We start from the raw sequence: 14541 nt of genomic DNA on the forward strand, positions 1-14541 counted from the left end.
ACCTCCACTTACATAATGCCGCAGAACGCGAGCAGCATGTCGATGAGCTTGATGAATACGAACGGGGCAACAATGCCGCCCAGACCCCACACGAGTAGGTTGTGGGTCAGCAGCTGTCCAGACGGGACCTCGCGGTACTTAACGCCCTTCAGCGCGGCCGGGATCAGCGCGACGATAACGAGCGCGTTATAGATGATGGCCGAAAGAACCGCGGACAGTGGGCTTGCCAGACCGAGGATGTTGAGCGCGCCAAGGCCCGGGTAGATCGGCGAGAACAGGGCCGGGATGATAGCGAAGTACTTCGCCATGTCGTTAGCCACCGAGAAGGTCGTGAGCGAACCGCGGGTCATGAGCAGCTGCTTGCCAATACGCACGACCTCGATGAGCTTGGTGGGGCTGGAGTCGAGGTCGACCATGTTGCCGGCCTCCTTGGCAGCCTGGGTTCCGGTGTTCATGGCCACGGCGACGTCCGCCTGGGCGAGCGCCGGCGCGTCGTTGGTGCCGTCGCCGGTCATGGCGACCAGGTGACCCTCACGCTGGAACTCGCGGATCTTCTCCAGTTTGCCCTCGGGGGTGGCCTCGGCCAGGAAGTCGTCAACGCCGGCCTCGGCGGCGATTGCCGCGGCGGTGAGCGGATTGTCGCCCGTCACCATGATGGTCTTGATGCCCATCTTGCGCAGGTCGGCGAACTTCTCCTTAACGCCGGACTTGATGATGTCCTTGAGGTACACAACGCCCAGCACGCGGCAGTTCTTGGTCACGACCAGCGGGGTGCCGCCGGCCTTGGCGATGCGTTCGACGGCCTCGTCGCACTCCTGGGAGAACACGCCGCCGGCTGCCTCCACATAGGTGCGCACGGAATCGGCAGCGCCCTTGCGGATCTCATTGCCCTCGTAGTTCACACCGGACATGCGAGTCGCCGCGGTGAAGGGGATGAACTCCATGCCCTTATCCTCGAGTGTGCGGCCGCGCAGCCCAAACTGCTCCTTGGCGAGCACGACGATGGAACGACCCTCGGGGGTCTCGTCGGCCAGCGAGGAAAGCTGAGCGGCATCGGCCAGCTCCGCGGGATCGACGCCGTCGACCGGGATGAACTCGGCGGCTTGGCGGTTACCCAGGGTGATGGTGCCGGTCTTGTCGAGCATGAGGATGTCGACGTCGCCGGCGGCCTCGATGGCGCGGCCGGACATGGCCAGCACGTTGGCCTCGTTCAGACGGCTCATGCCGGCGATGCCGATGGCGGACAGAAGGGCGCCGATGGTAGTGGGAGCCAAGCACACGAGCAGTGCCACGAGCGTGGTCACGGCCGTGGGGTTGACCATGTCGTTAAGACCGGCCGAGAAGCAGGAGTAACAATACAGGGCCAGCGTGACCAGGATAAAGACGATGGAAAGGGCCACCAGGAAGATCTCCAGAGCGATCTCGTTAGGGGTCTTCTTGCGCGCGGCACCCTCGACCATCGCGATCATCTTGTCCAGGAAGCTCTGGCCGGGCTCACTGGAGATCTTGACGATGATCCAGTCGGACAGCACCGTGGTACCGCCGGTAACGGCAGAGCGGTCGCCGCCGGCCTCGCGGACCACGGGGGCGGACTCGCCGGTGATGGCGGACTCGTCAACGGAGGCAGCGCCCTCGATGACGTCGCCATCGCCGGGAATCTGCTCGCCGGCGCGTACGATCACCAGGTCGCCGCGCGTGAGCTCGGTGCCGGGAACGACGGTGAAGTGCTCCTTGTCCTCAACGGACTCGATACGATGGGCCTCGACATCCTTCTTGGCCGCACGCAGGGAATCGGCCTGAGCCTTACCGCGGCCCTCGGCAAGCGCCTCGGCGAAGTTCGAGAACAGGTCGGTGAGCCACAGGATGACCGCGATGGTGACCACATAGTAGGTGGGCACACCCGCGTCCTGCACACCGAAGATGGAAGCGACGGCCAGGACGGAGGTCATGACGGCGGAAAGCCACACCAGGAACATGACCGGGTTTTGAATCTGGACGCGAGGATCCAGTTTGGCAAACGAGTCGCGGACCGCGCGGCCCATCATGTCTTTTTGCATAGCCATAAATCTGCGTCCTCCTTTACGCAATCATCTGGAAGAACTCGGCAACGGGGCCAAGCGCCAGGGCCGGGAAGAAGCTCAGGGCACCGATCAGCAGAACGATGAACACGAGCAGGAATACGAACATGCCGTTGGTGGTAGACAGGGTACCGGCGCTCTCGGCGACCCTACCCTTCTTGGCCAGCGAGCCGGCGATAGCCAGCGTACCGATGATGGGCATGAAGCGGGCAAACAGCATCTCGAGGCCGAGCATGACGTTGATCCAGGGATTGTTGCAGTTCATGCCTGCAAACGCCGAGCCGTTGTTGCCACCGCATGAGGTGAAGGCATACAGCACCTCGGAGAAGCCGTGCGCGCCACCATTGTTGAGCTGGTCGGCAAGACCGGGCACCATGCAGGCGATGGCCGAGCACACCAGAATGGCAAACGGAGTTGCCAGGCACAGGACAACTGCCCAGCGCATCTCGCCCGGCTCGATCTTCTTGCCCAGGAACTCAGGCGTGCGTCCGACCATAAGGCCGGCGATGAACACTGTGAGGATGGCGAAGCCGATCATGCCGTACAGGCCGCAGCCCACGCCGCCGAAGACGACCTCGCCCAGAGCCATCTGGAGCATCTGGACAAACCCGCCGAGCGGGGTGTAGGAGTCGTGCATGGAGTTGACCGAGCCATTGGAAGCAGCCGTCGTGAAAGCGGACCAGGTGGAAGAGGAGGCGATGCCAAAGCGGCTCTCCTTGCCCTCCATATTGCCGCCCGCCTGGCCATCGGTCATCTCGATGTTGACCGCGCCGCCATCGGCCAGCTGCGGCGTACCCATATGCTCGTTAACGGCGATGATGCCGGTAAAGACCACGAGCAGGATAAGCATCGCCGCGAAGATGGCCTTGCCCTGCTTGGTGTTCTTGACGCCGATACCGAAGGTGAAGCAGCAGGCGGCCGGGATCAGCAGCAGGCTGGTCATCTCGATGATGTTGGTGAAGGCACTGGGATTCTCATACGGATGGGCGGAGTTCACACCGAAGAAGCCGCCGCCGTTGGTGCCGGACTGCTTGATGGCGACCTGAGGAGCCGCGGGCCCCTGGGGCAGGAACTGCTCGGTGACCACGCGCGCGCCCTCGACAACCTTGCCGTCGACCTTGACCGTGTCGCCCTCGATCTGGGCGCCGTCGATGACGCTCCAGCCGCCGTCTGCATTAGGCTGGACAGCGACGGGCTCTACGAGCTCAGCCTTCTGAGCCGGCTGGAAGTTGGAGATGACGCCACCGGCAGCCAGGCAGATGCCGAACACGAGGTTCAGCGGGATGAGCACATACAGGACGGTGCGGGTGAGGTCGACCCAGAAGGAACCCAGACCCTGCTCCTTGATCTGACGGAAGCCGCGGATCAGCGCGAACATGACCGCGATACCGGTACCAGCGGAAACGAAGTTCTGCACGGTGAGGCCCATGAACTGCACGAAGTAGGACAGGGTGGTCTCACCGGAGTAGGACTGCCAGTTGGTGTTGGTTATGAAGGAAGCAGCCGTATTGAACGACAGGTCCCATGGCACACCCGGCAGGTGCTGGGGATTGCCTGGCAAGAAGGACTGAAGCGCCTGGAGTGCCACAAGAGCCACGAGGCCGATCCCCGAAAAGGCCAGCACGCTTGCCAGATAGCGCCTACACCCCATCTGCTCTGCCGCGTCGATGCGAAGCAGACGATAGACGCCACGCTCCACAGGAGCAATCACAGGCGACAGGAACGTATGCTCACCATCCATGATATGGGCCATGAACCGACCGAGCGGAACGGCCAGGACGACGAGCACGGCAAAGTACAAGATGTACTGAATCGCAGCGTCCATAGTTTACGAATCACTCCTCATCAGAATGTAGATGTAATAGATAAGGAGTCCAATGCAGACGACTCCGATAATGGGAATGAGGATGTCCATTACCGCCCCTTTCACGCGCGGTCCGATGTCTCGGACGCCTGCCCTCGCAAGCGTCTGGGGACAGTAAACGCTTCTAGGTGTTAAAGAGGCGTGAGGGCTGGGGCTCACGACCTTAAGATGCCGTAAAGATGCAGGTAGAAAGCACTATTGCGGCTGCAGTGCGCCTATACTCGACCTCGCGAGCATACAGTGGCGTCCTCACCGCGTATGCACGCATGGACAACGCTTCAGAAAGGCTACGCTATGCAGCGCGACGCATCGGACACTCGCGTCAATCCAGACCTCATCCTCAAGGCAATTGAGAAAGACGAGGCCGCCGATGACGCTCGAACCAGCCGGGGACACCTCAAAATTTTCTTTGGCTACGCTGCTGGCGCAGGCAAAACCTATGCGATGCTTCAAGCCGCCCACGCCGCCAAGCGGCGAGGTGTCGACGTCGTCGCGGGATACATCGAGCCGCACGAACGTCCGGCAACTGCCCATCTTGCACAAGGGCTTGAGAACGTGCCCTGTAAACTCATCGAGCACAACGGCATTGCGCTCAGCGAGTTCGATCTAGATGTGGCTATCGAGCGCGCCCCTCAGCTCATCCTTGTCGACGAGCTCGCCCATACGAATGCGCCGGGGTCTCGCCACGACAAACGCTATCAAGACGTCGAGGAACTTCTACATGCGGGCATCGACGTCTATACGACCGTAAACGTTCAGCATATCGAGAGCCTAAACGACATGGTTGCATCCATCACCGGCGTTGTCGTGAGCGAACGAATCCCCGACCGTATCTTCGATGATGCCGACCAGGTCGAGCTCGTCGACATAGAGCCCGAAGACCTACTTGAGCGCCTTCGCGCCGGCCTCGTCTACCGTCCCGCACAAGCCGACCGAGCGCAACAGCATTTTTTTACCGTCGAAAACCTCACCGCACTCCGAGAAATCGCGCTGCGCCGCTGCGCCGATCGCACCGGCCACCTCACAGACGCCGCACGCGTGCTGGGAAACCGTGACTACTACACCAAGGAGCGTATCTTAGTCTGTGTCTCCCCGGCGCCGACCAATCCCCGCATCGTCCGTGCCGCCGCACGCATGGCGAAAGCGTTTCGCAGCGAGCTCGTCGCCCTGTTCGTAGAAAGCCCGCGCACGCAAGCCATGAGCGATGATGAGCGCGCCAAGCTTGCAGCCAATATCGCCCTAGCCGAGCAGCTCGGAGCACATATGGAAACCGTCTATGGCGACGACGTCGCGTTTCAGATCTCCGAGTTCGCGCGCCTGTCGGGTATTTCGAAGATCGTCATGGGGCGCACGGGCGAGCACAGCAGCGTCCGTCAGGCCCTCTTTGGCCGCAAATCTCTCGTAGAACAGCTCATAGCATTCGCCCCGAACCTCGACATTTACATCATTCCAGACCAGTCGACTCCGCCCTCCCGACCCAAAGGACGCCGCCATGCGCTCGCTCTGCAGCCGCCCAGCAGCCGAAACGTGCTTCGCACGCTGGCCCTCTCTCTTGTCGCCACGGCGATCGGCACGGCTTTCCGCCATCTGGGATTTGCCGATTCCAGCATCATATCCCTCTATATCCTCACGGCCCTGCTGACCGCCGTCACCACGACGGGGCGTATCTGCACGATCGTATCGAGCGTGCTCTCTGTAGTGCTTTACAACTTCTGCTTCGTCACGCCTCTGTTTTCGCTCGCCAGCTACGACCGAAGCTATCTGGTCACGTTCGGCATCATGTTCGCTACCGCTATGGTCGCCGGCGAGTTAACTGCGCGCATCGCCGACAATGCCCGTACCTCCGCCGAGAACGCATTCAAAACGCGCGTACTCCTCGAAACGAACCAGCTCTTACAGCAAGCCCATAGCGCGGAGGAGTGCGCCCGCGTCGCCATGAACCAACTCGTCAAACTGCTAAAACTCGACGTGGTCTTCTACCCCGCCGAACACGGCACGCTCGGCAAGGCGCTCTATGAGTCCGCTGGCACCGAAAACCGATCCGCGTCGCTGCTCACCGACTACGAGCGCGCCGTTGCAACCTGGACCTTCACCAACAACAAGCGCGCGGGCGCAAGCACGCGGACCCTGCCTGAGGCGCGCTGTCTCTACCTCGCGGTTCGCACCGGCGACAAGGTATTCGGTGTCATCGGCATCGCCCTGGAGGGGCGCGAGACCGAAGCCTTCGAGCATTCGATCGTCCTATCTATCGTAGGTGAATGCGCCTTGGCGCTCGAAAGTGACCGAGCGGCGCAAGAGCGCGAAGAGGCTGCGGTCTTGGCGAAAAACGAGCAGCTGCGCGCCAACCTTTTGCGCTCCATCGGCCACGATTTGAGGACACCCCTCACGGCTATATCCGGATCTGCGGCAATCCTTCGGAAGAGCGACGAGAGGCTCAGCCTCGAACAGCGCTGCGATCTTGCCGATGCCATCTACGATGACTCCCTCTGGCTTATTGATACCGTGGAGAACCTCCTCGCCATCACACGCGTCGAGGACGGCACCATTCACCTCAACTTCACATCCGAGCTCATCGACGAGGTCATCGAGGCCGCCCTCAGCCATGCCGCCCAAGCATCGCATGGACGTACCGTCACCATCGAGCACACTGACGACATCCTGCTGGTACGCATTGACGTCCATCTCATCATGCAGGTGCTTACGAATCTCATCATGAACGCCTTCAAATACACGCCCGAGGACTCGACTGTCACCATCAGCGCACGTCGCGAGGGTGCGTTCGTCGTGGTGGACGTCGCAGACGATGGGCCGGGTGTGGCAGACTGCGACAAGCCTCATATCTTTGAGCGCTTCTTCACCTCAAGCAATACGCGGCCCGTGGATTCGCGTCGAAGCATCGGCCTTGGGCTGTCGCTCTGCCGCTCCATCGTGGAGGCGCATGGCGGCGTCATCGAAGTTCGCGACAACCACCCCCATGGGGCCGTCTTCCGTTTTACCCTGCCCGCTGAGGAGATCGAGATTCATGAATAATGCCGCTAAGCCACGCATCCTCCTGGTCGAAGATGACCTGACCGTTCAAAACCTCGTTTCGACCGCGCTTGACCTCCACGGCTATGTCGTGAGCAAGGTTTGCGACGGCCAGGCCGCCATCATGGATGCGGTGTCGCACGGCCCCAGCCTCATCATGCTCGACCTCGGCCTTCCCGACATTGACGGTATCGAGGTCATCACGAAGATCCGAAGCTGGTCGGCAGTCCCCATTATCGTCATTTCGGCGCGCACCGAAGATTCCGACAAGATTGCAGCACTTGACGCAGGGGCAGACGACTACCTCACCAAGCCCTTTTCTGTGGATGAGTTGCTCGCGCGCGTCCGTGCGAATTTGAGGCGCTCCTCGATGGCGTCGAGCGAGTCGACAGAAGCGAGCACGTTCGACAACGGTCCGCTGCATATCGACTACGCCGCGGGATACGCGACGAAAGACGGACGCGAGCTCTCGCTCACCCCAACCGAGTACAAATTGCTCGTCCTTCTGGCGAAAAACGTCGACAAGGTGCTCACCCACACCTTCATCACCCGCGAGATATGGGGCACGAGCTGGGACAGCGATCTGGCGAGCCTGCGCGTGTTCATGCGCACCCTGCGCAAGAAGATCGAGGCAGACCCCTCTCACCCCAAGATGATTCAGACGCACATGGGCGTCGGGTACCGCATGCAGCGTCTCTAGCCCACCCCACAAAAAGTTGCGGTGGAATACGGAGTAGATAAGGCCTTTGACAGCCAAAACAGTCCGCATTTCACCGCAACTGATTTAACGATGCCCAAAATTACTCTTCAACTCGCCGCGCTCGCGTCCAAATGCGCAAAGCGCCCCGCGAACGAATGCTCGCGGGGCGCTTTGATGTCCGGGCCTTATTTGATCCCGCGGCCCAAGTCTTCGGCGATTTTGTCCACGCCCTTAAGTGCGGCGCACGTCTTTTTGTTGGAGCAATGCCCCGTGCAAACGCCACCCTGGGCGCAGTCGGCGCAGGTGCCCTTTCGGTAGATACGCACACACACGGCGACAAACGCAATGCCGATAACAGCCAACACAACAATATCGATAGGTGCCATAGTAAGCCTCCTCTAGTTAACCACCACTTACTTTACCCCATCTTCCACCTGCCAAAAAGGGACAGGTTTGTTTTGGTCGGTTTTATCTGCGGAAACGCCACATCTTACTTCTGGAGCAAAGCAATCTGTCCCCCATTGCACCAAAAAGCCCGAGTGTCACTGGGACACCCGGGCTCGTGGAAAGGGGCTAATCCTTATTTGGACTTAAGCGGAAACTGCGGCGGAAGAGGTGTTGGTCTCGTCCTCGTCGGTCCAAGCATGCTTGGGCATGGGACGGAAGATCTGGAAGAGCATCGCAGCCAGCAGCACGATGGCCACAACCGTCCAGATACCAAACTGCCCAAGAACAAGCAGGTTATAGAACTGGTTGATGAACAGGCCGATGACCCAAGCAAAGGCACACTCGTAGCCGATGGCAATCGCGGTCCACTTACCGGAGTTCATCTGGTTACGGATGGTGCCGATAGCGGCAAAGCACGGAGCGCACAGCAGGTTGAAGGCACCAAAGGCGACGCAAGCGCCCATGGTCGGGAACATAGCCGCAAACGCGGTCCACAGGCTCGGGTCGGTCTCGCCGGCGTCGGCAACGGACAGCAGCGAGCCGGCGGTGGCGACAACGTTCTCCTTGGCAACGAGACCCGAGACGGTCAGTGCGGTGGCCTGCCAGGTGCTAAAGCCGAGCGGGGCGAAGATCCAAGCGACCAGGTTGCCGAACATGGCAAGCACGGAGTAATCCATGAACTCCTCGGGGATGCCCTCCATGGAAGGCAGGTAGCCAAAGGCGCCGTTGTAGCTACCAAAGTTGGAGAGGAACCAAACGACGACGGTGGACGCAAAGATGACCGTGCCGGCCTTCTTGATAAAGGCCCAGCAGCGCTCCCATACATGCAGCGCCCAAGAGCGGATTGCCGGGAAGTGATAGGCGGGAAGCTCCATAACGAACGGCGTCGGGCGACCGGCGAAGAGCTTGGTCTTCTTGAGCATGAGGCCCGAGGCGATGACGGCAAAGACGCCCAAGAAGTAGAACAGCGGGCTGATCCATGCGGCGGTGGTGGAAGAATCGCCGATGATGGAACCCATGAGCAGGGCGATGATCGGCAGCTTGGCACCGCAGGGAATAAACGTGGTGGTCATGACCGTCATGCGGCGGTCCTTCTCGTTCTCGATGGTCTTGGTGGCCATGACGCCGGGGACGCCGCAGCCCGAGGACACGAGCATGGGGATAAAGGACTTACCGGACAGGCCAAAGCGGCGGAACACGCGGTCCATGATGAAGGCGACGCGGGCCATGTAGCCGCAGTCCTCCAGGAAGGACAGCATCACAAAGAGCAGGAACATCTGCGGGACGAAGCCCATGATGGCGCCGATGCCAGCCACGATGCCGTCGCAGACCAGCGAATCGACGAGGCCACCGTCCTCGGTACCGCCCGCCACGAGAGCGTCATGCACCGCGGTGGTGATACCCGGGACATAGGGGCCGTACTGTGCTGGATCGACCGAGTCGGCGTTGTCGCCCGCAGCCTCAACAGCTGCGTCATAGGCGTCGCGACCCTGACCGAGCACGTACCAGCCGTCGGTGCCGAAGAGCTGGTCGTTGGTGAAGTCGGTCACCGTGCCGCCCAGGGTGGAAACGGCGATGTAGTACACGCAGAACATGATGACCACAAAGATCGGCAGGCCCAGGATACGGTTGGTAACCACGCGGTCGATCTTCTCGGAGGTGCTCATCTTGGCCGGAGCCTTGGTCATGCACTCGTCGATAATGTGGGCAATCACGCCATAGCGCTCGCCGGTGATGATGGACTCGGCGTCGTCGTCGCAATCCTGCTCGCACTGGGCGACCAGCTGCTCGACGCGAGCGGCCTTCTCCTTGGTGAGGTTGATGAGCTTGCAGGCGTCCGCATCGCGCTCAAACAGCTTGACAGCGTAGTAGCGACGCTTGTTGGCGGGAACGCTCGCCGGCAGGTTGTTCTCGATGTGGTCCAGAACGTCCTCGATGGAGGAATCGAACTTGTGCTCCGGCACCTGGCCCTTGGAAGCAGCGGACTTCTTGACCTGCTCGAACAGCTCGTTGATGCCCTTGTTCTTAAGGGCCGAGATCATCATGACCGGGCAGCCGAGCTTCTTGGAGAGCTTGTCCGTGTCGATCTTGTCGCCGTTCTTCTCGACCAAGTCGGCCATGTTGAGGGCGACGACCACGGGCAGGCCGGTCTCGATAACCTGAAGCGCCAGGTACAGGTTGCGCTCCAAGTTGGTGGCGTCGACCACCTGGACGACGACATCGGGCTCGCCGCTCATGAGGTAATCGCGCGAGCACTGCTCCTCGGGGCTATAGGGGGAAAGCGAGTAGATGCCAGGGAGGTCCGTGATGGTAACGTTCTTGTCGCTTAGGAGCTTGGCTTCCTTTTTCTCAACCGTGACGCCGGGCCAGTTGCCAACGTAGCCGTTGGCGCCGGTGATCAGGTTGAAAAGCGTGGTCTTGCCGCAGTTGGGGTTACCCGCCAGCGCGACATGGATCTGAGAATCCGCCATTCAATCCTTCTTCCTTGTGTGCCCGCGCTGCTTTCTCCGCGCGAGCTGGATAATGTGCTTCAAAGTTGCTGCATTAAGTTAGAAAAACCTAACTTTATCTGCAGAAATACTCGCCGCTGGCCCTTACTGGACCTCGACGACGGCAGCCTCCTCCTTGCGGATGGAAAGCTCGTAGCCGCGCACGTTGATCTCGACCGGATCTCCGAGCGGTGCGACCTTTACGACCTTAAACGACGTGCCCTTGATGAGCCCCAGGTCCATAAGGTGACGGCGCAGTGCACCCTCACCGTGAAGCTTGACGATGGTAGAGCTCTCGCCCACCTTGACGTCACCCAACGTCTTCATGTACTTGTCCCCCTTTCAGCTTTTTGCGAAATGCTGCGAACTAACCGACGGTCATGATGTGCATGGCAACCTTGGAATCGATACCAAAGCGTGCACCCAGCACCGTGACGATGATATTGGCGCCACTCGAGCTCACCACGTGGATCTCGCTGCCCTCGACAAAGCCGAGGTCCTTGAGGTGGTGCTTCATGTCCTCATTGCCCTTTACACGAGACACGCGCACGGTTTCGCCCGCCTTTACCATCGAAAGCGGCATAGCCGGCATCTGCGGTCCGCAAGACATGAGTGAGCTCCTAACATCGGTTCGTCCTCAACATCGACATGGCAAAAGTTAGCCACGTCTATGTTCGCTTTAGTAAACTAGCACGTGGTTAACTTTTTTGGAAGGGTCCCCATTCAGTTTTCGAAAAAGTTTCCTATACGAAACAAAAGAGGCACCGCAAAGACCATCTCTTTGCGGTGCCTTGTCATACCAATTTATGCAACAAAGGGGCCTGTCCCCTTGTCACATTGTTGAGGTTAGAGCGAGAGGTTTCTGATCGATGTGACGCAGGAGGCCTCATCCACGCCCGAAACGCGGAACACGATGTCTTCGCCACATTCGCCGTAGAGAGCCATGAGCCCCATCACATCGCGGCCGTCGGTATGGCGATCGCCGATGCTGACCGATACGTCGCTACGATGCTTGGCAATAATGTCATAGAGCAGCGCAACCGGGCGGGCATGCAATCCCAACGGATCTTTAATCGTCTTTGTAAACTCGACCATGTCCCCTCCCGCGGCATCGCACATTCGGCCGGCAAACCCAGCCACGTGGTAGTTATTGTACGTTACCGGCGCACCCCCGTCCCACAAAAAACGAGGGAAGGCACACGTCCTTCCCTCGTTACAGGCAATAGGTAGCCGCTTGCCTACATCAAGCGCAGGCTGACGTCCTTGAGCTGGGCGCCGGAAACGGCACTCGGGGCGCCCGACATGAGGTCGGAGCCGCTGGCCGTCTTGGGGAACGCCATGACGTCGCGGATGGAGTCGGAGCCGGTGAGCAGCATGCACACGCGGTCCAGGCCCAGGGCGAAGCCGCCCATCGGGGGCGCACCAAACTTGAGAGCCTCCATGAGGAAGCCGAACTGCGACTCGGCGCGCTCCTCGGTAAAGCCCAGGAGCTTGAGCATGGACATCTGCATTTCGGCGTTGTGGATACGCATACCGCCGCCGCCGGCCTCAAAGCCGTCCATGACAAAGTCGTAGGTGCAGGAACCGGCTGCCAGCGGGTCGGCCTCGATCTTGGCGATGTCGGTCTCGGTCGGCAGGGTAAAGGGCTGGTGCTCGGCAGCATAGGCCTTGCGATCCTCGTCCCAGTGGAACAGCGGGAAGTTGATGACCCACAGGAAGTCGTGGCCCTCGCGCTTGACCTCGAGCGCATTGGCCATGTGGGAACGCATGCCGCCCAGGATCTCGTCGGAGAGCAGGCGCGGGCCGGCGGCGAACATCACAAGGTCGCCGGGCTCGACGTCCATGCGCTCGCGCAGGGCAGCCATCTCCTCGTCCGAGAAGAACTTGACGATGGGGCTGTTGATGGAGCCGTCCTCGCGGAAGGCGATCCAGGCAAGGCCCTTGGCGCCAAACGTGGAGGCCACGCCGGCGAGCTTGTCGATCTTGGCGCGAGCCCAGACACCGGCACCCTTGGCGTTGATGGCCTTGACGACAGAGCCCTCCTCGTTTGCAGCAGTCGCAAAGACCTTGAACTTGGAGTTGGCAAAGATGTCGGTCAGGTCAACCAGGTGCATGCCGTAGCGAGTATCGGGCTTGTCGGAGCCATAGGTGTCCATGGCCTCCCAATAGTCCATGCGGCGCAGCGGCGTGGGCATCTCGACACCCATGCGGCCGAAGGCGTCGGCCAGGACCTCTTCGAGCGCGCTCATGACGTCGTTCTGGTCCACGAAGGACATCTCGATATCGACCTGGGTGAACTCGGGCTGACGGTCGGCACGCAAGTCCTCGTCGCGGAAGCACTTGGCGACCTGGTAGTAGCGCTCGACGCCACCGACCATAAGCAGCTGCTTCAGGAGCTGCGGGGACTGCGGCAGAGCGTAGAAGTTGCCCGGCTGGATGCGGCTGGGGACGATGAAGTCGCGGGCGCCCTCGGGCGTGGACTTGAACAGGGAGGGCGTCTCGACCTCCATGAACTCACGGTTGTGCAGCGCCTCGCGAATGGCAAAGGTAAAGTCGGAGCGCAGCTTGAGGTTGGCCATCATCTCGGGACGACGGAGGTCCAGATAGCGATAACGCAGGCGGGTGTCCTCGCTGGTCTCGATGCCGTCCTCGATCTGGAACGGCGGGGTGACGGACGTGTTGAGCACCTCGGCGTGGTCGGTCAGGACCTCGATCTCGCCGGTCGCGAGCTTGGTGTTGGTGGTCTCCTCGCCACGGGCGCGCACGACGCCGTGGATCTTGATGGGCCACTCGGGACGCATGGTCTCGGCGATCTTAAAGGCGTCGCCGTCGGAGTGCTCGGGGTCGAAGGTGAGCTGCGTGATACCCTCGCGGTCGCGAAGGTCGCAGAAGATAAGGCCGCCGTGGTCGCGGCGACGGCTCACCCAACCGGTGAGGGTGACCTCTTCGCCCACGTTCTCGCTGCGAAGCTCGCCGCAGGTACGGGTGTGCATGGAATGCTCGTCGATGGGACGGGTCTGGCTCATACCAGTGATCCTCCTTTATGGATCTGTGCCGCCCCGTGTCGTTCCGGGCGGCGTCGTACAGATTTGCCCGGCCTGCGTAAACCGCGCAGCCAGACATGGCGTTCTATCTTATCGCACCTGTGTCGATGTGCCGCGGAAAAGTAGCTCCTGCCCAAAGACTTGACGGAGACGAAACAATTGACGCGCCGCGGCACCCGCCCGCGCTCGTCACGTGCGACAATGTGCCCCAATACAACTGCACTCGGAAAGGCCCGTCATGACCGCACACCTCATCGTTATGGATATCGACTCCACGCTCATCAACCAGGAGGTCATCGACCTGTTGGGCGAGGAGGCCGGCGTAGGCGAGCAGGTGGCACAGATCACTGAGCGCGCCATGCGCGGCGAGCTTGACTTTAAGCAGGCACTCGAGGAGCGCGTGGGGCTGCTCGCCGGCCTGGACGAGAGCGTGTTCGAGCGCACCTTTGAGCGTGTGACGTTTACCCCCGGCGCGTTGGAGCTTGTGCGCTCAGCGCACAGCAAGGGCTGGAAGGTCGGCGTGGTAAGCGGCGGCTTTCACGAGGTCGCCGACAAGATCGTGGCCGCCGCGGGCATCGATTTTTGCCTGGCCAACCGCCTGGAAGTCGTGGACGGCAAGCTCACCGGCAAGCTGGCGGCCGACATCGTGACCAAGGAGTCCAAGCTCATCCAGCTGCTAGATTGGGCAGTTGAGTGCGGCGTCGATATGGCCCACACGGTCGCGATCGGCGACGGCGCCAACGACATCCCCATGATTCAGGCCGCGGGCACGGGCATCGCGTTTTGCGCCAAGCCCAAGACGCGCGAGGCGGCCCCGTTTGCCATCGACGAACGCAACCTGATGCTCGCCATGGACATCATCCTGCGCGACTAGTCAATCCATCTAACAAGT

Annotated in this window: 11 protein-coding genes; 3 read left to right on the plus strand and 8 right to left on the minus strand. The window is 60.9% G+C overall.

Annotation, left to right across the window (positions count from 1 at the left end; all coding sequences use genetic code 11):
• Positions 1–8: 8 nt before the first annotated feature.
• Together kdpB and kdpA are read right to left on the minus strand one after the other, a co-directional pair.
• A complete protein-coding gene (kdpB, locus tag DWW51_RS01550) occupies positions 9–2063 on the minus strand; it encodes a potassium-transporting ATPase subunit KdpB (RefSeq protein WP_117647989.1) in 2055 nt (684 codons plus the stop codon).
• A 16-nt stretch (positions 2064–2079) separates the two neighbouring features.
• Complete coding sequence (gene kdpA, locus DWW51_RS01555) at positions 2080–3903, minus strand: potassium-transporting ATPase subunit KdpA (RefSeq protein ID WP_117773167.1); 1824 nt, start codon at positions 3901–3903, stop codon at positions 2080–2082.
• Positions 3904–4236: 333 nt separating this feature from the next.
• Here kdpA and DWW51_RS01560 point away from each other — a divergent pair, with 333 nt between their 5' ends.
• Both DWW51_RS01560 and DWW51_RS01565 read left to right on the plus strand, forming a co-directional pair.
• On the plus strand, positions 4237–6972 hold the full coding sequence (locus DWW51_RS01560) for a sensor histidine kinase KdpD (protein WP_117647986.1): 2736 nt from the start codon (positions 4237–4239) through the stop codon (positions 6970–6972).
• Positions 6965–7669: a response regulator gene (locus tag DWW51_RS01565; RefSeq protein ID WP_117647985.1), complete on the plus strand. Its 705-nt coding sequence runs from the start codon at positions 6965–6967 to the stop codon at positions 7667–7669. Before DWW51_RS01560 ends, DWW51_RS01565 begins: the two co-directional genes overlap by 8 nt.
• A 185-nt stretch (positions 7670–7854) precedes the next feature.
• Here DWW51_RS01565 and DWW51_RS01570 read toward each other — a convergent pair whose 3' ends face one another.
• The 6 genes from DWW51_RS01570 to aspS all read right to left on the minus strand — a co-directional run bounded on the left by DWW51_RS01570 (position 7855) and on the right by aspS (position 13631).
• Positions 7855–8055: a hypothetical protein gene (locus DWW51_RS01570; RefSeq protein ID WP_035136858.1), complete on the minus strand. Its 201-nt coding sequence runs from the start codon at positions 8053–8055 to the stop codon at positions 7855–7857.
• 204 nt (positions 8056–8259) lie between these two features.
• Positions 8260–10587, minus strand: coding sequence for a ferrous iron transporter B (locus tag DWW51_RS01575; protein WP_117773169.1), 2328 nt, complete (start codon positions 10585–10587; stop codon positions 8260–8262).
• A gap of 123 nt (positions 10588–10710) precedes the next feature.
• Positions 10711–10932 (minus strand): FeoA family protein, encoded by a 222-nt coding sequence (locus tag DWW51_RS01580; RefSeq protein ID WP_006234774.1) that lies wholly within the window; start codon positions 10930–10932, stop codon positions 10711–10713.
• 40 nt (positions 10933–10972) lie between these two features.
• Positions 10973–11215, minus strand: coding sequence for a FeoA family protein (locus DWW51_RS01585; RefSeq protein ID WP_040358815.1), 243 nt, complete (start codon positions 11213–11215; stop codon positions 10973–10975).
• Positions 11216–11451: 236 nt separating this feature from the next.
• Positions 11452–11700: an HPr family phosphocarrier protein gene (locus DWW51_RS01590; RefSeq protein WP_035136856.1), complete on the minus strand. Its 249-nt coding sequence runs from the start codon at positions 11698–11700 to the stop codon at positions 11452–11454.
• Positions 11701–11843: 143 nt separating this feature from the next.
• The gene (gene aspS / locus DWW51_RS01595) at positions 11844–13631 is read right to left on the minus strand and encodes an aspartate--tRNA ligase (RefSeq protein WP_117773171.1); all 1788 of its coding nucleotides are present in this window, start codon (positions 13629–13631) and stop codon (positions 11844–11846) included.
• A 256-nt stretch (positions 13632–13887) separates the two neighbouring features.
• On the opposite strand from aspS, the gene serB reads away from it, so the two are divergent.
• The gene (serB, locus tag DWW51_RS01600) at positions 13888–14523 is read left to right on the plus strand and encodes a phosphoserine phosphatase SerB (RefSeq protein ID WP_117773173.1); all 636 of its coding nucleotides are present in this window, start codon (positions 13888–13890) and stop codon (positions 14521–14523) included.
• The last annotated feature ends 18 nt before the right edge of the window (positions 14524–14541 follow it).

The organism is Collinsella sp. AF15-51 (assembly GCF_003462845.1).
Classification (GTDB): Bacteria; Actinomycetota; Coriobacteriia; order Coriobacteriales; family Coriobacteriaceae; genus Collinsella.